The organism is Streptomyces sp. NPDC001020, from assembly GCF_053599115.1.
On record NZ_JBSFLQ010000029.1, the window covers coordinates 1 to 19,675 of the forward strand.

Genomic DNA, 19,675 nt, shown 5'->3' on the forward strand with positions numbered 1-19,675 from the left:
TACATTCCGAACCCGGAAGCTAAGCCTTACAGCGCCGATGGTACTGCAGGGGGGACCCTGTGGGAGAGTAGGACGCCGCCGAACAAAATTTGAAGGAAACCCCGCACCTTATGGTGCGGGGTTTTCTGTGTTCCAGGGGTATTCACCCCCTTTCGAACTCAGAGACGGCCCGCGGTCTTGAGTGCCAGGTACGCGTCCGCCAGTGCCGGCGCCAGATCCTCCGGTGTTGCGTCCACGACAGTGACGCCCCGGCGGCGCAACTGCTCTGCCGTACGGTCGCGTTCCATCTGAGCCTGGGCCGCGGCCGCTGCCTCGTACACCGCAGTCGTGCTGCCCCGGGCCACTGCCATGCGGGCGATACGCGGATCCGCCACTGATGCCAGCAGCACCGTATGACGCCGAGTGAGGCGGGACAGCACCGGAAGGAGCCCCTCTTCGACAGGGGCCGAGTCAAGGGTGCTGAGCAAGACGATCAGAGAGTGGCGTGGGGCCATACGGAGAGTGGTGGCAGTGAGGCCTCGTGCGTCCGACTCGATGAGTTCCGGTTCCATGGTCGCCATCGCGTCGACCAGTGACGGGAGGACCTCGTGGGCGGCACGGCCCTGAACCAGGGCACGGACCCGGCGATCGTAGGCGAGCAGGTCCACTCGGTCGCCGGCCCTGGAGGCCAGGGCGGCCAGCAAAAGCGCCGCGTCCATGGACGCATCCAGGCGTGGCGCGTCACCGACCCGTCCTGCGGAGGTTCGGCCCGTGTCCAGGACCAGCAGGATGTGGCGATCGCGTTCGGGCCGCCAGGTTCGTACCGCGACCGAGGTCTGGCGTGCCGTCGCCCTCCAGTCGATGGAACGGGTGTCGTCCCCCGGAACGTACTCGCGCAGGCTGTCGAACTCCGTGCCCTCACCGCGTGTCAGCACACTGGTGCGGCCGTCCAGTTCACGGAGACGAGCCAGCTTGGACGGGAGGTGCTTGCGGCTGGTGAAAGGAGGCAGGACTCGCAACGTCCACGGCACCTTGTGGGTCCCCTGGCGGGAGAAGAGGCCGAGCGGTCCGTACGAGCGGATCGTGACACGGTCCGCGTGGCGGTCACCTCGACGGGTGGGGCGCAGTCGTGTCGTGACGCGGCGACGCTCACCCGGAGGGACCGTCAAGCGGTGGCGGGACGCGGCCACTTCGGTGCCTGGCAGCCAGCTGCTGGGCGGCCAGGCGTCCCGGAGACGGGCGCGCAGGGGACGGCCGGAGGGATTGGTGACGGTGAGCGTGACGTCGACTGATTCGCCCAGGCGCACCGACGTGTCGCCGGAACGGTTCAGGCCCAGGCGGCGTACGGGTGCGGCCAGTGCGAAGTCACAGGCGCAGGCCAGGGCGAGCGGTCCATTGACGGCGAGGATGCCCGTCCAACTGGGTTCCCAAATGCCGACCGGGAGGGTTCCGAGTGCCGCCAGCAGGGCGGCGCGTCCGGTGAGTGCCATCAGCGGGGTACGGGGACGTGGGCGAGGATCGCGTTGATGACCGAGTCGGCGGTCACACCCTCCATCTCAGCCTCCGGCCGGAGCTGCACCCGGTGACGGAGTGTCGGGAGCGCCAGCGCCTTCACATCGTCGGGGATGACGTAGTCGCGGCCCGTCAACCAGGCCCAGGCACGGGATGCGGCAAGGAGAGCCGTCGCGCCGCGGGGCGAGACGCCAAGGGAGAGGGACGGAGATTCGCGGGTAGCCCGGCAGATGTCCACGACATAGGCGGTGATGTCGGGGGAGACCTTGGTCTTGGTGACGGCAGCGCGGGCGTTCTCCAGGTCGGCCGCGGTCGCCACAGGGCGTACGCCGGCGGCGCGCAAGTCGCGCGGATTGAAGCCTTCGGCATGACGGGTGAGGACGTCGATCTCGTCCTGACGGGACGGGAAAGGCACTGTCAGTTTGAGTAGGAAACGATCCAGTTGGGCTTCAGGAAGGGGATAGGTGCCCTCGTACTCGACCGGGTTCTGTGTCGCAGCCACCAGGAACGGCTCGGGAAGGGGACGCGGGGTGCCGTCGACCGTGACCTGGCGTTCCTCCATGGCCTCCAGGAGGGACGACTGGGTCTTGGGCGGGGTGCGGTTGATCTCGTCCGCGAGGAGGAGGTTGGTGAAGACCGGTCCGGGCTGGAAGGAGAACTCGGCGGTCCGGGCGTCGTAGACGAGGGAGCCCGTGACATCGCTGGGCATCAGGTCGGGCGTGAACTGGACGCGTTTGGTGTCGAGTTCGAGCGTCGACGCCAGCGCGCGGACAAGCAACGTTTTGGCGACCCCGGGGACTCCTTCAAGGAGAACGTGTCCGCGACAGAGGAGAGCGACGACGAGCCCGGTCACGGCAGGATCCTGGCCGACCACGGCTTTGGCGATCTCGGCGCGCAGTGCCTCCAAGGAGGCGCGGGCGGCGCCCGGGTCCTCGGCGTTGTCAGTGGTCGGGTCCATCATGGACGGCGTACCTCTCTTTCGAGGGTGTCGAGTTGGTCGGCGAGGGCGATCAGGGCCGCGTCGTCGGCGGGCGGCGGGCCGAAAAGGAGGGAGTGCAGGGACTGGCCGTCACTGTGAAGGTGGGCGGACAGCGCGGGGAGCAGTGCCTCGGGGGCGTGTGCCTGGGCGACCGGGACGCCGGTGAGGGGTGCGAGACGAGTGCGGGTGGTGGAGCGCAAGGCGGCGGCCGCGCGGTCGCGGGCTCCGGCCTTGCGGTAGAGGCGGGCGCGGCCTTCGACGGTTTCGGAGGCGCGGATCGTGACGGGGAGTCTTTCGGGTACGAGGGGGCCGAGTCGGCGTCCTCGCCACAGGGCGGCCAGGGCCGCCGCGATGAAGAGCTGCAGCGTGCCCCAGAGCCAGCCTGAGGGGAGCAGGTCGAAGAAGCTCTGGTTGCCCGACTCGGTGGCCGGGACGTCGGAGAGCGAGGGGAGGTACCAGACCAGGTGGGAGTGGGAACCGAGCAGTTGGAGGGCGAGCGAGGCATTGCCCTGCTGGTCGAGACGGTCGTTGTACAGAATGTCGGGAGCGCCGAGCACGACTGTGTCGCCACCCCCGGAGGCGGCCGGGAGCCGTACCAGGGTGGCCCGGCCGTCGCTGAGGTAGCACGTGTCGGCGTGGGCCCGTTTGGTGAGGTACCGGACGCCGCCCGTGTCGGCGGCGCCCGCTCGCCGGGCGGCGGGCAGGTCGCAGCCGGGGTCCAGCAGCGAATCGAAACTGACTGCGGGGTCCGCCGAGACTCCGGGGGCCAGGGTGCCGACGGAGGTCTTTGGGGCGATCAGGATCGTCCGGCCGCCGGAATTCCGTGTCGCTTCGTGCATCAAGGCCTGCTGGTGGGACGTCAGCAGGTCGGGTGCGGCGATCAGGAGCGTGGTGTCGGGCCCGACGGCGGTGCGCGCATGGTCGAGGGTGGTGACCACGCGCGTGGACACGCCCCGGTCGGCGAGAAGTGTGGCGACGGCGCGGCTGCCGTAGGTGTCGGCGGAGCGGGGGTCGAGCCGGCCGTGCTGGGTGCCGGAGCGGAGCACGGCGATCGCGACGGCGCCGATCACGAGGAACGCGACCGCGATCAGCACACCGCGTTCCCGGGTCCACACCTGGCGTGCGGTGGGCGAGGTCGAGGTGGACGTGAGCGTGGCCCCGGCGGTCATCCGGCGGCTCCCTGGCGGGCGTTGTGGGCGGTGCTCTGGGCGCTGACGGCGAGCTGGGGTCTGGTGCGTTCCAAATCGTCGTCGAGGGCGGTGAGCCGGCGGTACGTACCTTCGTCGGCGGCCCGGCCGCCGTACGCGACGTCGTCGAAGTCCCGGGCGGCGGCGCGCAGCCGGTCCGCGTGGTCCGGGAGCGTGCGGCCCGCCTCGGAGGCCGCCTCGTCGGCGGTGCGGCCGGGGCGTACGTCGAGGAGGGCGCGTTCCTCCAGGGAGCGGACCACGGCACGCATGCGCTCCTGGACGGCCTGGTTCCAGTGGCCCTGGGCGGCGTACGCCTCGGCGGCAGCCCGGTGTTCGGCCGCGCTGTGGGGGCGGTCGTCGAAGAGCGAGACGGACGATGCGGGTGTGCGGCGCGGGGTACCCAGCCGCCACCACAGGGCCCCCGCGATCGCCAGTACCGCGAGCACGATGACGAGGAGGCCGAGCCAGCCGCCGGGCGTCGCCGTCGACGCCGCGTCCATGAGCCGGGCGACCCAGTCCCAGAAGGCGTTCAGGGCGCGCTCCAGCAAGCTGGGGTCGTGCTCGTGGTACATGCCCTTGGACAGCTCACGCCGGGCCGCCTCCCTCGCGGGGTCGCGCGGGATTGTCACCGGTGGCGCGTCGCCCGAGTGCCACAGCACCGGTACCACGTGCGGTACTCCCCCCGTCCGGTTCACCGCATCAGCTCCCCGGAGTGGGGGTGTGAGGGCCCTGGCCCTGGATGCCGGCGGCACGGGCCAGGTCGAGGTCGAGGGCCTCGCGGCGGATGCGCAGGTCGATGTAGAGCAGCACGGTCACTCCCGCGGTGATCGGGAAGGTGAGCATGCGGCCGATCACCGAGCCGACCCCGCTGATGATGAGGAACGTCCAGCCGAGGCTGCCGACGCCACCGTTGACGAGGCCGCTGATGCCGTCGTCGCTGAGCGCACCGGCGAGGAAGGTGAAGGGGATCACGATGATGGACGCCACGATGAACGCGATGAACTGAGCGAGCAACTGGATGCCGAAGACCCGCCACCACGAGCCGCGCACCAGCTTCACAGAGCGGCTCAGCGACTTGCGGATGCTCTGCTTCTCCAGCATCAGCGCGGGCGAGGCGAGCGAGAAGCGGATCATGATCCACAGGGCGACGACACTGGCCCCGAGGCCGCCGAGGACGATCAACGAATCACCCGCCGCGGTCGAGCCCGCCACGGCGACCAATATGCCCGGCAGCGTTCCCACGGCGACGATCGCCAGGGCCATGAGCGGCAGCAGAAGCGTCAGACCGAACAGCTTGGCGAGTTGTGGGCGGGCGTCGCGCCAGGCCTCCGCGGTGGCCACCGGCCTGCCGAGTACCGCCCGGCTGGTGACGGTCGTGAGCAGGGCCGTCGCGACGATGGTGCCGAGCAGGGCGACCAGGAAGACAGCACCGGAACTCAGCATGCTGCTGCCCAGGGCGTGGCTCAGCTCGGACACGGAGGCGTTGGGGTCGTTGAGGGTGTCCGTGGTGGCGTTGTTGTCCAGGACGAAACCCTGGAGCAGGATGACGACGATCTCCGTGACGACCGCGACGGTCAGGGAGATGCCGAGGACCGTGCGCCAGTACGTACGCATGGTGGAGACAGCGCCGTCGAGAATCTCGCCGACGCCGAGCGGGCGCAGCGGGATCACACCGGGCTTGGCAGCCGGTGGTGGACCCCAGTTACCGCCCCAGCCTCCGTAGCCGCCTCCCGGACCGCCGTAGCCGCCGGGACCGGGGGGAGGAGGGCCGCCCCAGCCAGGGCCGGGCGGTGGCGGGGCCTGGCCGGGGCCCTGAGGGTGAGGAGCGCTCCACTGCCCCGGCGGGGGCTGCTCCTGGGACCACTGCGTAGGCGGCTGCGGCTGATCGGTACCGCTCTGGTCCGAGGGCTGCTCCGGGGGCTGCGTTCCGGAGGCATCCGGCTGCCGGCCGTCGGAGGGGGCAGATCCGGGCGAGGCCCAGCCCGGAGTGTCTTTCATTGTCGCTCCTTCACGGTGCCCGTCCGCGGTTGCGGCGGCGAGTTGGCAGCCATCGTGCCACGCGGTGCCGGTGAGGGGACCCGGGGTGGTGCAGGGAGTACGCCTGCAATGGACTGCCGGGTTCGGGGGCAGACTGCCCGCATGGCTGATCAGTACGCGCAATCCGGCGAGGACGACCGGTCGCCGGGGATATCCGCGATCCGCTGGGACGAACTGTCCGAAGGCCCCGTGCTGGTACTCCTCGACCAGAGGAAGCTGCCGGCCGAGGAGGTCGAGTACGTGTGCCGGGACGCGCCCGCGCTGGTGGACGCGATCCGCACCCTCGCCGTGCGCGGGGCGCCGTTGCTCGGGATCGCGGGGGCGTACGGTGTCGCGCTCGCCGCCACACGCGGCTTCGACGTGGACGCGGCAGCCGCCGCGCTGGAGGGTGCTCGACCCACCGCGGTGAACCTCGGCGTCGGCGTGCGCAGGGCCCTGGTCGCCTACCGGGCCGTGATCGCCGACGGCGGCGATCAGCGGCAGGCCGCCGAGGCGGCGCTCGCCGCTGCGCGGGCGCTGCACCGGGAGGACGCCGAGGCCAGCGCGCGGATGGCGCGGCACGGCCTCGCGCTGCTGGACGAACTGATGCCGGGTGGCTCTCACCGGGTGCTCACGCACTGCAACACCGGGGCGCTGGTGTCGGGCGGGGAGGGCACGGCGTTCGCGGTGGCGCTGGAGGCTCACCGGGCGGGGCGGTTGCGCAGGCTGTGGGTGGACGAGACGCGTCCGCTGCTGCAGGGTGCTCGCTTGACGGCGTACGAGGCGGCCCGCAACGGGATGGCGTACACCTTGCTCACGGACAACGCCGCGGGTTCGCTTTTCGCGGCCGGGGAGGTGGACGCGGTGCTGATCGGGGCGGACCGGATCGCGGCCGATGGTTCGGTGGCGAACAAGGTGGGGAGCTATCCCCTCGCTGTGCTGGCCAGGTACCACCGTGTGCCGTTCATCGTTGTGGCACCGGTGACGACGGTGGATGCGACCACGCCGGACGGAGCGTCGATCGAGGTCGAGCAGCGGGCCGGACGCGAGGTGACCGAGGTCGCCGCGCCTCGGGGGCCGGCGACGGGAGCAGGAGCGGGAGGCGGGATACCGGTGGCACCCCTGGGGACCCAGGCGTACAACCCGGCGTTCGACGTGACGCCGCCCGAGCTGGTGACGGCGATCGTCACCGAAGAAGGAGTCGTGTCGCCCGTGACCGCCGGGGCCCTCGCTGCGCTGTGTGACAGGTCACGCCAGGTAACGATTTAGTTAATGGGATGATGTCGTTTATGAAGGGACGAGTCCTTGTCGTCGACGACGACACCGCACTGGCCGAGATGCTCGGCATTGTGCTGCGTGGTGAAGGTTTTGAGCCGTCTTTCGTAGCCGACGGCGACAAGGCGCTGGCCGCCTTTCGCGAGACCAAGCCTGACCTGGTGCTGCTCGACCTGATGCTGCCCGGGCGGGACGGCATCGAGGTGTGCCGCCTGATCAGGGCGGAGTCGGGCGTGCCCATCGTGATGCTGACGGCCAAGAGCGACACCGTGGACGTGGTGGTCGGTCTGGAGTCGGGTGCGGACGACTACATCGTGAAGCCGTTCAAGCCGAAGGAACTGGTCGCCCGTATCAGGGCGCGGCTGCGGAGGTCGGAGGAGCCGGCGCCTGAGCAACTCGCCATCGGCGACCTCCTCATCGACGTGGCCGGTCACTCGGTGAAGCGGGACGGGCAGTCGATCGCGCTGACGCCGCTGGAGTTCGACCTGCTGGTGGCGCTGGCACGCAAGCCGTGGCAGGTGTTCACCCGCGAGGTACTGCTCGAGCAGGTCTGGGGCTATCGCCACGCGGCGGACACCCGCCTCGTCAACGTGCACGTCCAGCGGCTGCGCTCCAAGGTCGAGAAGGACCCGGAGCGGCCGGAGATCGTGGTGACTGTCCGCGGCGTCGGTTACAAGGCTGGACCGAGCTGACATGACCCGGGACAGTGCCGCTCCGGAGTCCGGTCGGCCGGGGGCCCGTCCGGGGCGGCCTGTCGGACGGTGCGGACGGTTCGTCGAGGGCGGGCTGCTCCAGGGCGGAGTCCAGGGCAGCCCGGTCCTTCGGCTCGTCATGCGCTGGGTGCGCCGTCCGCTGCTGCCCGTGATGCGGCTGTGGCGGCGCAACATCCAGCTGAAGATCGTCGTCACGACCTTGCTGATGTCGCTCGGTGTTGTGTTGCTGCTCGGCTTCGTCGTCATCGGACAGGTGCGCAACGGTTTGCTGGACGCCAAGGTGAGGGCGTCGCAGAGCCAGGCCGTCGGAGGCTTCGCGGTCGCCGGGCAGAGGGCCGACAGCGCGGCGAGCTCCAGCGGAGGGGACGACAGCTCGGGCACGGGCAACAACCCCGTGCAGAACGTCAGCGGATGGATGAGCGACCTCGTCGAGGCGCTCTCCAGTGGTGGCCAGGGCGCCTTCGACGTGGTCACGCTCAGTACCACCGCCGTCGACAACGACAACCGCGGTCTCGGGCCGCGCGCATCGGGCGGTGTGGACCCGAGCCAGAGCGTGCCGCTGGCGCTGCGTAAGCGCGTCGAATCGGGCATGGGCGTGGCCCAGAGCTACACCCGTATCGTCTACACCAACGGCAGCCGTGGGCCGCAGTCGGCGCTCATCATCGGCAAGCAGGTCAACGACCCGAACGGGGACCCCTACCAGCTGTACTACCTCTTCCCGCTGGCCCAGGAGGAGAAGTCGCTCAGCCTGGTCAAGGGGACGTTGGCGACCGCCGGGCTCTTCGTGGTCGTGCTCCTCGGGGCCATCGCCTGGCTCGTGGTGCGCCAGGTCGTCACGCCCGTACGGATGGCCGCGGGCATCGCCGAACGGCTGTCAGCCGGGCGGCTGCAGGAGCGTATGAAGGTAACCGGCGAGGACGACATCGCGCGCCTGGGCGAGGCCTTCAACAAGATGGCGCAGAACCTGCAGCTGAAGATCCAGCAGCTGGAAGACCTGTCGCGGATGCAGCGGCGCTTCGTGTCGGACGTGTCGCACGAACTGCGCACACCGCTGACGACGGTGCGGATGGCGGCCGACGTCATCCATGAGGCGCGTGTGGACTTCGATCCGGTGACCGCGCGGTCCGCCGAGTTGCTTGCCGACCAGCTTGACCGGTTCGAGTCGCTGCTCGCGGATCTCCTGGAGATCAGCCGCTTCGACGCGGGCGCGGCGGCGCTGGAGGCCGAGCCGATCGATCTGCGCGAGGTCGTGCGGCGGGTCGTCAGCGGGGCCGAGCCGCTCGCCGAGCGCAAGGGCACGCAGATACGGGTCGTCGGTGACCTGCAGCCGGTCGTGGCCGAGGCCGACGCCCGGCGTCTCGAGCGGGTACTGCGCAACCTCGTCGTCAACGCGGTCGAGCACGGTGAGGGCAAGGACGTCATCGTCAAGCTCGCCGCGGCGGGCGGCGCGGTCGCGGTGGCGGTGCGCGACTACGGTGTGGGGCTCAAGCCCGGCGAGGCGACCCGGGTGTTCAGCCGCTTCTGGCGGGCGGACCCGGCTCGTGCGCGGACCACCGGCGGTACGGGGCTCGGGCTGTCCATCGCCCTGGAGGACGCACGGTTGCACGGGGGCTGGCTGCAGGCGTGGGGCGAGCCGGGCGGCGGGTCGCAGTTCCGGCTGACGCTGCCACGGACCGCTGACGAGCCGCTGCGGGGCTCGCCCATACCCCTGGAGCCCGCGGACTCGCGGCGCAACCGCGGACACAGCGACACCGGTCTACCACAGGGGGGCGCCGAAAAGGCCGCCATGGTGCCCGCGCAGCTTGCGCATGACAACGTGCCGTCGCCGCGTGGCCCGATCGCGCCGCGGATGGCCGCGGTGACGCCCACGGCCGACCCGACAGCGCTGCCCGGCAACGGCGCGCGCGTGGTGCCGCGGCCCAGCGGAGGCGAACGGCGTCGTAACGACAACACACAGGAGCCGTCGCTGGGAGGCGAGGGGTCCGGCGAGCGTGACCAAGGGGAGGCATTTCGTGGGCGCTGAGGGGGGCGGCCGACGGCGTGTGCTGCGCGTGGCGGCGTACACCGGCTGCGGTGCCGTACTGCTGGCCGGGTGTGCCTCGATGCCGGACAGCGGCGACGTGCGCGGCGTCGAGTCCACGCCGCGGCAGAACGCGCAGGTCCGTGTCTTCGCGATGCCGCCACACGACAACGCCCAGCCACGGGAGATCGTGCAGGGCTTCCTGGAAGCGCTGACCAGCGACGACCCCCAGTACGAGACGGCGCGCAAGTATCTGACCGACCGTGCCTCGCGCCGCTGGGACCCGGATAGGTCCACCACCGTGCTCACCGACGGGCCGAACCCCGTCTCCGAGCAGCACTCCGGCAATCGGGAGGCGGGCGGCGACTACGCGTTCACGTTGACCGGTAGCAGGCTCGCCGTCGTGGACGCGCAGCACGCGTATGCGCCGGCCGCGGGGACGTACAGCGAGACGGTGCACCTCACTCTCGTGAAGAAGACCGGCCAGTGGCGGATCGACTCGCCGCCGAAGGGCGTGGTCATGGGCAAGTCCGACTTCCAGCGCAACTATGTGTCGGTCAATAAGTACTACTACGCCTCGAACGCGCCCGCCGCGACGGGTGGGCGGCTGAGCACTGTCGCCGACCCGGTGTACGTGCGCAGCAAGGTGGATCCCGTGACGTCGATGGTCCGCGTGCTGCTGAAGGGACCCACGCGCTGGCTGCGCCCCGTGGCGACGTCCGACTTCCCGTCGGGCACCGCCCTGCGGAAGGACGTCACCACGCTGTCGCCCGACGACCAGAACAAGCTGACGGTGCCGCTCGACGTAAGTGCCGACCGGGTTGGGCGGGCGCAGTGCACCAGGATGGCGACGCAACTGCTGTTCACGCTCCAGGACCTGACGCCCACCGGCGTGAACCGGGTCGAGCTGCAGGGGGCCGGCGGCAGCAAGCTGTGCGAGCTGAACGAGGAGCGGGCCGAGATCATCGCCGCGCACGGCACGGACAAGCACTCCGAGTACGAGTACTTCATCGATGGCAAGTCCCGGCTCGTGCGTCTTCCCGGCACCGGCTCGAAGGAGCCTGAGCCGGTGCCGGGCGCACTGGGCGAGGGGGTCAAGCGCCTACGTGCGGCGGCTGTCGCGCGTGACGAGGAAACGGCGGCCGGGGTCTCGTTCGACGGGCGGCACTTGTACGTGGGGTCGCTGGCGTCGGGTGCCTCGCTCGGGAACGCGGTGACCAGCGACGGCTCGTCGCCGGGCGACAGGCTGACGACGCCGAGCTGGGACGGCGGGGGCGATCTGTGGGTCGCCGACCGTGATGTGAAGCAGCCCAAGCTGCTGATGTTGCAGAACGGTGCCGGTAAGCCGATCGAGGTGCGTACGCCGAGCCTCGACGGGCGCATCGACGCGGTGCGGGTGGCCGCCGACGGCGTGCGAATAGCGCTGATCGTGAAGAAGAACGGCAAGACGTCTCTTCAGATCGGGCGCGTGGAGCGGGAAAGCGATATCGGCGGGCGGCCCGTCGTGTCGATCCTCGAACTGCACTCCGTGACTCCGCGGTGGGAGAAGGTCACGGCCATGTCGTGGGCCGGGGCCAGCCGACTCGTCGTGGTCGGGCAGGAGTCCGGCGGAGTGCTGCAGATCCGCTACGTACAGGTCGACGGCTCCACGCCCCCGGGCAACCCGCCGGCCTCGCTCACAGGCATGAAGCAGATCGCGGCGTCCGAGGACGAGCGGCTGCCGCTGGTGGCGTACTCGGAGGACGGGATCGTGCGGCTTTCGGCTGGGTCACAGTGGCAGAAGGTGACCAAGAAGGGAACGGCTCCGGTTTATCCGGGGTGAGTCCCGCAGATGTGCGGCCGGGAGACCTGCTGCCCGGGCCGACGCCCGCGACCTGTGTCGTGAGCCCGCGGCTGGACGGTCGGTGGGCGCCCTTCGGTTGTCCACAGGCTGTTTTCCACAGGGCTGGCAGGCCGCGGCGGACGTTGGCACAGTGGTGGGCATGCGGGGGTGGTGGCAGGACCTTACCGACCTGGTGCTGCCGGCCGAGTGCGGAGGCTGCGGGAGGCCGCGCACGGTGCTATGCGCGGAGTGCCGCGCAGCCCTTCACGGCAGGGTGCCGCGACGGGTGCGGCCGACGCCGGAGCCGGCGGGGCTGCCGGTGGTGCACGCGGCGGCGCCGTACGAGGGTGCCGTGCGCGCTCTGATCCTGGCGCACAAGGAACGAGGCGCCCTCCCCTTGGCCGGGCCGCTGGGGACGGCACTGGCCGGGGCGGTGCGGGCGGGGCTGGAGGTGGCAGTGACCCGGTGGTCGACGGAAGGTAGCGGTGCCGAGCCGTTCGATGGGCGCGCCGCAGCCCGGCGGGCGGGCAGCTGTTCGGCGGTGACCTGGCCCCACGGCGACCGGGCGCCCGTGCTGCTCGTCCCCGTGCCCTCCGCGCGCCGGTCCGTGCGGGCGCGGGGGCATGATCCCGCGCGGCGGATCGCGCTCGCGGCCGCCGGCGAGCTGCGCCGGACCGGTACGACGGCGAGGGTGGTGGCCGTGCTGAGGCAACGGCGGACCGTGGCCGACCAGTCGGAGCTCAGCTCCCGGCAGCGGCTGGCCAATCTCGCGGGTGCCCTGGAAGTGGCCGGAGGGGCTGCCGGGCTGCTGACTGGCGGGCGGATCGTCCTCGTCGACGACCTGATGACGACGGGAGCCTCACTCACGGAGGCGGCACGTGCGGTGCGGGAGGCACTCGACCTCATTGATACGGAAGAAGCGGAGGTGTATCCGAGCGCGGCAGGGGAAGCAAGGGGGAAATGGAACGCGATGGGAACGACGGCCCCGGCGCGCAGGCACCGGACGCCGTACGGAATGGCCATTGGCGACGGCGTCGGAGACGGGATCCATGCGGCGGTGATCGCTACCTCGCAGGATTCTTTCGAAAACAACCGGAACTGACTACGAACTCAGATCGTTGCAGGTAGTGAGCAGGTCGTTTCACCTGAACGGAGGTATGCGGCAGTAGAGGGTGACGACATCCGGCCGGGCGAGATATGTTCGGTTGTGAGGGAAAGCCGCAGGCCATCCCCCGCACATACGAATGCCTGCTGCGGTTTTCTTCAATTACCCGCAGCAATGAGGTCGAGAGATCTCGCCTATGGGGAGGGAGGTGGAAGTCACCGAGAGTCCGAGGTTCCGGAGTTCACCGGAGCCTGGTGCACAAGGGAGATGCTCCGCCAGGGATGCGGAGCGATCCGGGAACGGAGTTCTGCGTGGACATCGTCGTCAAGGGCCGCAAGACCGAGGTGCCCGAGCGGTTCCGGAAGCACGTGGCCGAGAAGCTGAAGCTGGACAAGATCCAGAAGCTCGATGGCAAGGTGATCAGCCTCGACGTCGAGGTGTCCAAGGAGCCCAACCCCCGACAGGCCGACCGTTCCGACCGTGTGGAGATCACCCTCCGCACCCGTGGGCCGGTGATCCGGGCGGAGGCGGCTGCCAGCGATCCGTATGTGGCACTCGACCTGGCGGCGGAGAAGCTAGAGGCCCGGCTGCGCAAGCAGCACGACAAGCGCCACACCCGCCGGGGGGTCCGCAGGCTCACGGCAGCGGAGGTGCCCGACCACGTCCCGGGCGCCGCGACGCTCGACGTCAACGGCAGCGTCGTCTCCGAGGAGGAGGCGGAAGGCGTGCCGACCAGGAAGATCGGATCGCTCGAGGTGCAGGGCGAAGGCCCCCTCGTCGTCCGGGAGAAGACCCACGTCGCTTCGCCGATGTCGCTCGACCAGGCGCTCTACGAAATGGAGCTGGTCGGGCACGATTTCTATCTGTTCGTCGACTCCGAGACCAAGCAACCCAGCGTCGTCTACCGACGGCGCGCGTACGACTACGGCGTCATCCACCTCAGCACCGACCAGATGGTGACTCAGGCGCAGTCGGCTGACGTAGGCGGAACGCTCGGCGGCTGACCCCGCCGGGCGATGGCTGAACCGGTGCCCCTGGTGCGCCCGTGCGCCCCCAGGGGCACCGGTGCGACCACTTCGCGCCGTGCGCTGTCACCTGGCTGTCGCCCAGGCATGGAATCATGGCCGCAATGGCCCAACCGGTGGCCCGTTGCCGTGGGTTGGCGATGGCACAGGACCACAGGCCACAGCCTTCAGGGGGAGTAACGATGGCGGACAGCTTCGGACCGATGCATGACAGGGATGCCCACAGCGGCGTCGGCAGCATGGGCCCGGACGCAGGCACTCCGGGCAAGGAACCCATCCGGGTCCTCGTCGTGGACGACCACGCCCTCTTCCGCCGCGGCCTTGAGATCGTGCTCGCGGCCGAGGAGGACATCCAGGTCGTCGGCGAGGCCGGGGACGGCGCGGAGGCGGTCGACAAAGCGGCCGACCTGCTGCCCGACATCGTGCTGATGGATGTGAGGATGCCCAGGCGGGGCGGGATCGAGGCGTGCACCTCCATCAAGGAGGTGGCGCCCAGCGCGAAGATCATCATGTTGACGATCAGTGATGAAGAGGCCGATCTCTACGACGCGATCAAGGCGGGCGCGACGGGTTACCTCCTCAAGGAGATCTCCACCGACGAGGTGGCCACGGCCATTCGCGCGGTCGCCGACGGGCAGTCACAGATCAGCCCGTCCATGGCGTCGAAACTTCTCACCGAGTTCAAGTCGATGATCCAGCGGACCGACGAGCGCCGGCTGGTCCCGGCGCCGCGGCTCACCGACCGGGAGCTGGAGGTCCTCAAACTCGTTGCCACCGGAATGAACAACCGGGACATCGCCAAGGAGTTGTTCATCTCCGAGAACACCGTGAAGAACCATGTGCGCAACATCCTGGAGAAGCTCCAGCTGCACTCCAGGATGGAGGCCGTGGTCTACGCGATGCGGGAGAAGATCCTCGAAATCCGTTAGCGGCGCAGGTCCCCGGCGCTGCGACACAAGTCGCCGACCCCAGGGGCTGAGACCGGCGACGCGGAAGTGACCGGGGTCAGTCCAGGGCGCGGGCCAGCTCCCGCACGAGGGGCTCGTGCAGGGCCGGGGCGTCCACCCGTTCGACGCGTACGTTCGTGCAGTCGACCCAGGTCGCCGCCTCCAGCAGGGCTTGGGCCACCGCCGGGATCGCCTTGGGATCGTCCAGCGTGACCTGCTTGGCGACCAGCGTGCGGCCTTCGCGCGCGGGGTCCACACGGCCGACCAGCCGACCTCCGGCGAGGACCGGCATCGCGAAGTAGCCGTACACCCGCTTCGGCTTGGGGACGTATGCCTCCAGGCGGTGGGTGAATCCGAAGAGCCGCTCCGTGCGCGCCCGCTCCCAGATCAGGGAGTCGAAAGGGGACAGGAGCGTCGTCCGGTGGCGGCCGCGCGGCGGGGTCTGAAGGGCCGCCGGGTCCGCCCAGGCAGGCTTGCCCCAGCCCTCGACCGTCACCGGGACCAGGCCAGAGTCCGCGATCACCGCGTCGACCTGTTCGCCCTTGAGACGGTGGTAGTCCGCGATGTCCGCGCGCGTGCCGACCCCGAGCGACTGACCGGCGAGCCCCACGAGACGGCGCAGGCACTCGGCGTCGTCCAGCTGGTCGTGGAGGAGTGCCTCGGGAACGGCGCGCTCGGCGAGGTCGTACACGCGCTTCCAGCCACGGCGCTCCACGCAGACCACTTCGCCGTACATCAGCGCACGCTCCACCGCGACCTTGGTGCCGGACCAGTCCCACCACTCGCTGGTCTTCTTCGCACCCCCCAGGTCTGTGGCCGTGAGGGGGCCTTCTGCGCGCAACTGCTTGATGACCTGGTCGTAGACCCCGTCCGGGAGCGTGTGGTTCCAGTGCGGCCGGGCGCGGTAGGCCCGGCGACGGAAGGCGAAGTGGGGCCACTCCTCGATGGGGAGGATGCATGCGGCGTGCGACCAGTACTCGAACGCGTGGGGCCGGGCCGCGGTCATGCCGTCCGACGGCGAAGTCCAGTACGCCGTGTCGACCGTCCTACGGCCTATGGCGCCGAGGCGGGCGTACGGGATGAGTTCGTGGGAGCGGGCAAGGACCGAGATGGTGTCGAGCTGGACCGCTCCGAGGTGGCGGAGCACTCCGCGGACACCGGACTTGCGGTCGGGTGCGCCGAGGAAACCCTGCGCGCGCAGGGCGATGCGGCGAGCTTCGTCGGCGGTCAGTTCGGTGGTGGGACGCGGGAGACTCGGCATGGGCACACCGTAGAGGGCGGCACTGACAACGGGCCGGGCGCGGGCGCCGACCGGTCCCGCGCTAAGCGCGCGCCGGCAGATACGGTGCCGACGACGGCAGGCCCAGGTCCGACGGTAGGAGCGAGCCCACCCAGCAGTCCCGCAGCACACCCTTGTTGTTGACGGCGGAGCGCAGGGTGCCCTCGACGGTGAAGCCCGCGCGCTCGGCGACCGCCCGGGACCCCGCGTTGCCGACCTCCGCACGCCATTCCACACGGTCGATCGACATCTGGGTGAAGGCCCAGCGCGACGCGGCGAGTGTCGCCTCCGTGATGTAGCCGTTGCCCCGGTGTTCCTTCGCCGTCCAAAAGCCCACCTCCGCGACGCCGGGTGAGCGCATCGTCAGACCGAGCATGCCCACCAGCTCCCCGGAGGGGAGGAAGGCACCGAAGGTGAACATCGAGGCGTCCGCCCAACCGTCGGGCACCATCTGACCGGTGAACCCCTCCGCGTGCTCACGCAAGTACGGTGACGGGATGGTGGTCCAGCGCTGGATGTCGGGGTCCTGTACGGCCGCGTACACCGCGTCGGTGTCCTGCGGGCCAACGGGCCGCAGGAGAAGGCGTGCGGTGGTCAGGGTGACGGGGTCCATCGCCCGATTCTGCTCGGTCGGCCGTCGCATCGCCATGGCTTTTCGCGACGTGCCGCCAATATCCCTCACGCGCCCCGCCACGCCGACGGCGACATCGCTCACCTCTGGGTGAGAGCCCCGTTACTTTTCGTGGCAAGGGCGCGGCACCTTCGGCGACGCCCGTCCGTTGTCCTAGTGGCTGTCACCGGCAGACCTCCCGGCGTGGTGGGGTCCTCGCTTACGATGGCCGTTGCTCGATCCCTCATATGCAACCGACCGTCCCAGGCCCGACCGGCAAGGAGACAAACCCCCGTGTCCGTCCTCTCGAAGATCATGCGTGCAGGCGAAGGCAAGATCCTGCGCAAGCTGCACCGCATCGCGGACCAGGTCAACTCCATCGAAGAGGACTTCATCAGCCTCTCCGACGCCGAGCTGCGGGCCCTCACCGACGAGTACAAGCAGCGGTACGCCGACGGCGAGAGCCTCGACGACCTGCTGCCCGAGGCCTTCGCCACCGTGCGCGAGGCCGCAAAGCGTGTCCTCGGCCAGCGGCACTACGACGTGCAGCTGATGGGCGGGGCCGCGCTTCATCTCGGTTATGTCGCCGAGATGAAGACCGGTGAGGGCAAGACGCTCGTCGGCACCCTGCCCGCGTATCTGAACGCCTTGTCCGGTGACGGCGTCCACATCGTCACGGTCAACGACTACCTGGCCGAGCGCGACTCCGAGATGATGGGCCGCGTCCACAAGTTCCTGGGCCTGTCCGTCGGCTGCATCCTCGCCAACATGACCCCGGCTCAGCGCCGTGAGCAGTACGCCTGCGACATCACCTACGGCACGAACAACGAGTTCGGCTTCGACTACCTGCGCGACAACATGGCGTGGTCGCAGGACGAACTGGTCCAGCGTGGCCACAACTTCGCCGTCGTCGACGAGGTCGACTCCATCCTCGTCGACGAGGCCCGTACGCCGCTGATCATCTCCGGCCCGGCCGACCAGGCCACCAAGTGGTACGGCGACTTCTCCAAGCTGGTCACGCGGCTGAAGAAGGGCGAGGCGGGCAACACCCTCAAGGGCATCGAGGAGACCGGCGACTACGAGGTCGACGAGAAGAAGCGCACGGTCGCCATCCACGAGTCCGGGGTCGCCAAGGTCGAGGACTGGCTGGGCATCGACAACCTGTACGAGTCGGTGAACACCCCGCTGGTGGGTTACCTGAACAACGCCATCAAGGCCAAGGAACTCTTCAAGAAGGACAAGGACTACGTCGTCATCGACGGCGAGGTCATGATCGTTGACGAGCACACCGGCCGTATCCTCGCCGGCCGCCGCTACAACGAGGGCATGCACCAGGCGATCGAGGCGAAGGAAGGGGTGGACATCAAGGACGAGAACCAGACGCTCGCGACGATCACCCTGCAGAACTTCTTCCGCCTCTACAACAAACTTTCCGGCATGACCGGTACGGCGATGACCGAGGCCGCCGAGTTCCACCAGATCTACAAGCTCGGTGTGGTCCCGATCCCGACCAACAAGCCGATGGTCCGCAAGGACCAGTCGGACCTGATCTACCGCACCGAGGTCGCGAAGTTCGAGGCGGTCGTCGACGACATCGCCGAGAAGCACGAGAAGGGCCAGCCGATCCTCGTCGGCACCACGTCGGTCGAGAAGTCCGAGTACCTGTCCCAGCAGCTGAGCAAGCGCGGCATCCAGCACGAGGTGCTGAACGCCAAGCAGCACGACCGCGAGGCCGTGATCGTCGCCCAGGCCGGCCGCAAGGGCGCCGTCACGGTGGCCACGAACATGGCCGGCCGTGGTACGGACATCAAGCTCGGCGGCAACCCCGAGGACCTCGCCGAGGCCGAGCTGCGACAGCGTGGACTCGACCCCGAGGAGCACATCGAGGAGTGGGCCGCGGCGCTGCCCGCCGCTCTGACGAAGGCGGAGCAGGCGGTCAAGGCCGAGAAGGAGGAGGTCGAGGAGCTGGGCGGCCTCTACGTCCTGGGCACCGAGCGGCACGAGTCGCGCCGTATCGACAACCAGCTGCGCGGTCGCTCCGGCCGTCAGGGCGACCCCGGCGAGTCCCGCTTCTACCTGTCGCTGGGCGACGACCTGATGCGCCTGTTCAAGGCTCAGATGGTCGAGCGCGTGATGTCGATGGCGAACGTCCCGGACGACGTGCCGATCGAGAACAAGATGGTCACGCGCGCGATCGCGTCCGCCCAGTCGCAGGTCGAGACGCAGAACTTCGAGACCCGGAAGAACGTCCTCAAGTACGACGAGGTCCTCAACCGGCAGCGCGAGGTCATCTACGGTGAGCGGCGCCGTGTCCTGGAGGGCGAGGATCTGCAGGAGCAGATCGAGCACTTCATGAACGACACGATCGACGCGTACGTGGCCGCCGAGAGCGCCGAGGGCTTCGCCGAAGAGTGGGACCTGGACCGGCTGTGGGGTGCCTTCAAGCAGCTCTACCCGGTGAAGGTCACCATCGAGGAGCTGGAGGAAGCCGCCGGTGATCGGGCCGGGCTGACTGCCGAGTTCATCACCGAGTCCATCAAGGACGACATCCTCGAGCAGTACCGGCAGCGTGAGGAGCAGCTCGGCTCCGAGATCATGCGCGAGCTGGAGCGCCGGGTCGTGCTGTCGGTCCTGGACCGCAAGTGGCGCGAGCACCTCTATGAGATGGACTACCTCCAGGAGGGCATCGGCCTGCGCGCGATGGCGCAGAAGGACCCGCTGGTCGAGTATCAGCGCGAGGGCTTCGACATGTTCACCGCGATGATGGAGGGCATCAAGGAGGAGTCCGTCGGCTATCTGTTCAACCTGGAGGTCCAGGTCGAGCAGCAGGTCGAGGAGGTCCCTGTCGAGGACGCGACGCCGAGCCTGGAGAAGGAGGAGGCGGTGGCCGCGCAGGCGGCCCGCCCGGAGATCCGTGCCAAGGGGCTCGACGCCCCGCAGCGGCGCGACCGACTGCACTTCTCCGCGCCGACCGTGGACGGCGAGGGCGGCATCGTCGAGGGCGACCTCACCAGCGACGAACCGGTGCGCTCGGAGGCGGACGGCCTCACGCGCGCGGAGCGCCGCAAGCAGGCGAAGGGCGGGCGGCGCCGCAAGAAGTGACGAAGCGTCCGGCGGCGGAGCGGTCGGCCTTCGCCGGGGCGGCGGGCGTATCCGCCGCATGGCGTTGACACGGTTGTGTGTGGGGCCGGGCACCTCTGGGTGCC

At 69.6% G+C, this 19,675-nt stretch carries 15 protein-coding genes and 1 rRNA gene; 9 read left to right on the forward strand and 7 right to left on the reverse strand.

From position 1 onward, the window contains the following. Positions 1–84: ribosomal RNA gene (gene rrf, locus ACWDEX_RS25215) — 5S ribosomal RNA — on the forward strand; the annotation flags it as partial. Positions 85–158: 74 nt separating this feature from the next. Here the strand turns inward: rrf and ACWDEX_RS25220 are convergent. The 5 genes from ACWDEX_RS25220 to ACWDEX_RS25240 are packed head-to-tail and all read right to left on the reverse strand — an operon-like array spanning position 159 to position 5,655. Further along, a complete protein-coding gene (locus tag ACWDEX_RS25220) occupies positions 159–1,469 on the reverse strand; it encodes a DUF58 domain-containing protein (protein WP_450466216.1) in 1,311 nt (436 codons plus the stop codon). After that, positions 1,469–2,452, reverse strand: a complete 984-nt coding sequence (locus tag ACWDEX_RS25225) for an AAA family ATPase (protein WP_450466217.1) — start codon at positions 2,450–2,452, stop codon at positions 1,469–1,471. Before ACWDEX_RS25225 ends, ACWDEX_RS25220 begins: the two co-directional genes overlap by 1 nt. Further along, positions 2,449–3,639 carry a DUF4350 domain-containing protein gene (locus ACWDEX_RS25230; protein ID WP_450466218.1) on the reverse strand — a complete coding sequence of 397 codons (1,191 nt, stop codon included), beginning with the start codon at positions 3,637–3,639 and terminating at the stop codon, positions 2,449–2,451. The genes ACWDEX_RS25225 and ACWDEX_RS25230 overlap by 4 nt, the downstream gene beginning before the upstream one ends. Further along, positions 3,636–4,352 carry a DUF4129 domain-containing protein gene (locus tag ACWDEX_RS25235; RefSeq protein ID WP_450466219.1) on the reverse strand — a complete coding sequence of 239 codons (717 nt, stop codon included), beginning with the start codon at positions 4,350–4,352 and terminating at the stop codon, positions 3,636–3,638. The genes ACWDEX_RS25230 and ACWDEX_RS25235 overlap by 4 nt, the downstream gene beginning before the upstream one ends. Positions 4,353–4,356: 4 nt before the next feature. Continuing rightward, positions 4,357–5,655, reverse strand: coding sequence for a glycerophosphoryl diester phosphodiesterase membrane domain-containing protein (locus ACWDEX_RS25240; RefSeq protein WP_450466220.1), 1,299 nt, complete (start codon positions 5,653–5,655; stop codon positions 4,357–4,359). 141 nt (positions 5,656–5,796) lie between these two features. Here ACWDEX_RS25240 and mtnA point away from each other — a divergent pair, with 141 nt between their 5' ends. From mtnA to ACWDEX_RS25275, 7 genes are all read left to right on the forward strand, one after another. Beyond that, positions 5,797–6,942, forward strand: a complete 1,146-nt coding sequence (mtnA, locus tag ACWDEX_RS25245; RefSeq protein ID WP_450466222.1) for an S-methyl-5-thioribose-1-phosphate isomerase — start codon at positions 5,797–5,799, stop codon at positions 6,940–6,942. Positions 6,943–6,950: 8 nt separating this feature from the next. Next, positions 6,951–7,640, forward strand: a complete 690-nt coding sequence (gene mtrA, locus ACWDEX_RS25250; RefSeq protein WP_450466224.1) for a two-component system response regulator MtrA — start codon at positions 6,951–6,953, stop codon at positions 7,638–7,640. 1 nt (position 7,641) lies between these two features. Further along, positions 7,642–9,684, forward strand: coding sequence for an MtrAB system histidine kinase MtrB (gene mtrB, locus ACWDEX_RS25255; RefSeq protein ID WP_450466225.1), 2,043 nt, complete (start codon positions 7,642–7,644; stop codon positions 9,682–9,684). Then, positions 9,674–11,503 (forward strand): LpqB family beta-propeller domain-containing protein, encoded by a 1,830-nt coding sequence (locus ACWDEX_RS25260; protein ID WP_450466226.1) that lies wholly within the window; start codon positions 9,674–9,676, stop codon positions 11,501–11,503. Before mtrB ends, ACWDEX_RS25260 begins: the two co-directional genes overlap by 11 nt. A 160-nt stretch (positions 11,504–11,663) precedes the next feature. After that, complete coding sequence (locus ACWDEX_RS25265; protein ID WP_450466227.1) at positions 11,664–12,605, forward strand: ComF family protein; 942 nt, start codon at positions 11,664–11,666, stop codon at positions 12,603–12,605. Positions 12,606–12,919: 314 nt separating this feature from the next. Next, positions 12,920–13,612 (forward strand): ribosome hibernation-promoting factor, HPF/YfiA family, encoded by a 693-nt coding sequence (gene hpf, locus ACWDEX_RS25270; RefSeq protein ID WP_450466229.1) that lies wholly within the window; start codon positions 12,920–12,922, stop codon positions 13,610–13,612. 203 nt (positions 13,613–13,815) lie between these two features. Further along, on the forward strand, positions 13,816–14,562 hold the full coding sequence (locus ACWDEX_RS25275) for a response regulator (RefSeq protein WP_450466231.1): 747 nt from the start codon (positions 13,816–13,818) through the stop codon (positions 14,560–14,562). Positions 14,563–14,638: 76 nt separating this feature from the next. Here ACWDEX_RS25275 and ACWDEX_RS25280 read toward each other — a convergent pair whose 3' ends face one another. Both ACWDEX_RS25280 and ACWDEX_RS25285 read right to left on the reverse strand, forming a co-directional pair. Beyond that, a complete protein-coding gene (locus tag ACWDEX_RS25280; RefSeq protein ID WP_450466232.1) occupies positions 14,639–15,841 on the reverse strand; it encodes a winged helix-turn-helix domain-containing protein in 1,203 nt (400 codons plus the stop codon). 61 nt (positions 15,842–15,902) lie between these two features. Next, the gene (locus ACWDEX_RS25285) at positions 15,903–16,472 is read right to left on the reverse strand and encodes a GNAT family N-acetyltransferase (RefSeq protein WP_450466233.1); all 570 of its coding nucleotides are present in this window, start codon (positions 16,470–16,472) and stop codon (positions 15,903–15,905) included. Between the two features lie 291 nt (positions 16,473–16,763). Between ACWDEX_RS25285 and secA the strand changes: the two genes are divergently transcribed. Then, positions 16,764–19,571: a preprotein translocase subunit SecA gene (secA, locus tag ACWDEX_RS25290; protein ID WP_450466234.1), complete on the forward strand. Its 2,808-nt coding sequence runs from the start codon at positions 16,764–16,766 to the stop codon at positions 19,569–19,571. Positions 19,572–19,675 lie beyond the last annotated feature (104 nt).

Coding starts and splice junctions, on each gene's coding strand:
- ACWDEX_RS25220 (WP_450466216.1), bottom strand. CDS start 1,469: ATGGCACTCACCGGACGCGCCGCCCTGCTGGCGGCACTCGGAACCCTC.
- ACWDEX_RS25225 (WP_450466217.1), bottom strand. CDS start 2,452: ATGATGGACCCGACCACTGACAACGCCGAGGACCCGGGCGCCGCCCGC.
- ACWDEX_RS25230 (WP_450466218.1), bottom strand. CDS start 3,639: ATGACCGCCGGGGCCACGCTCACGTCCACCTCGACCTCGCCCACCGCA.
- ACWDEX_RS25240 (WP_450466220.1), bottom strand. CDS start 5,655: ATGAAAGACACTCCGGGCTGGGCCTCGCCCGGATCTGCCCCCTCCGAC.
- mtnA (WP_450466222.1), top strand. CDS start 5,797: ATGGCTGATCAGTACGCGCAATCCGGCGAGGACGACCGGTCGCCGGGG.
- mtrA (WP_450466224.1), top strand. CDS start 6,951: ATGATGTCGTTTATGAAGGGACGAGTCCTTGTCGTCGACGACGACACC.
- mtrB (WP_450466225.1), top strand. CDS start 7,642: ATGACCCGGGACAGTGCCGCTCCGGAGTCCGGTCGGCCGGGGGCCCGT.
- ACWDEX_RS25265 (WP_450466227.1), top strand. CDS start 11,664: ATGCGGGGGTGGTGGCAGGACCTTACCGACCTGGTGCTGCCGGCCGAG.
- ACWDEX_RS25275 (WP_450466231.1), top strand. CDS start 13,816: ATGGCGGACAGCTTCGGACCGATGCATGACAGGGATGCCCACAGCGGC.
- ACWDEX_RS25280 (WP_450466232.1), bottom strand. CDS start 15,841: ATGCCGAGTCTCCCGCGTCCCACCACCGAACTGACCGCCGACGAAGCT.
- ACWDEX_RS25285 (WP_450466233.1), bottom strand. CDS start 16,472: ATGGACCCCGTCACCCTGACCACCGCACGCCTTCTCCTGCGGCCCGTT.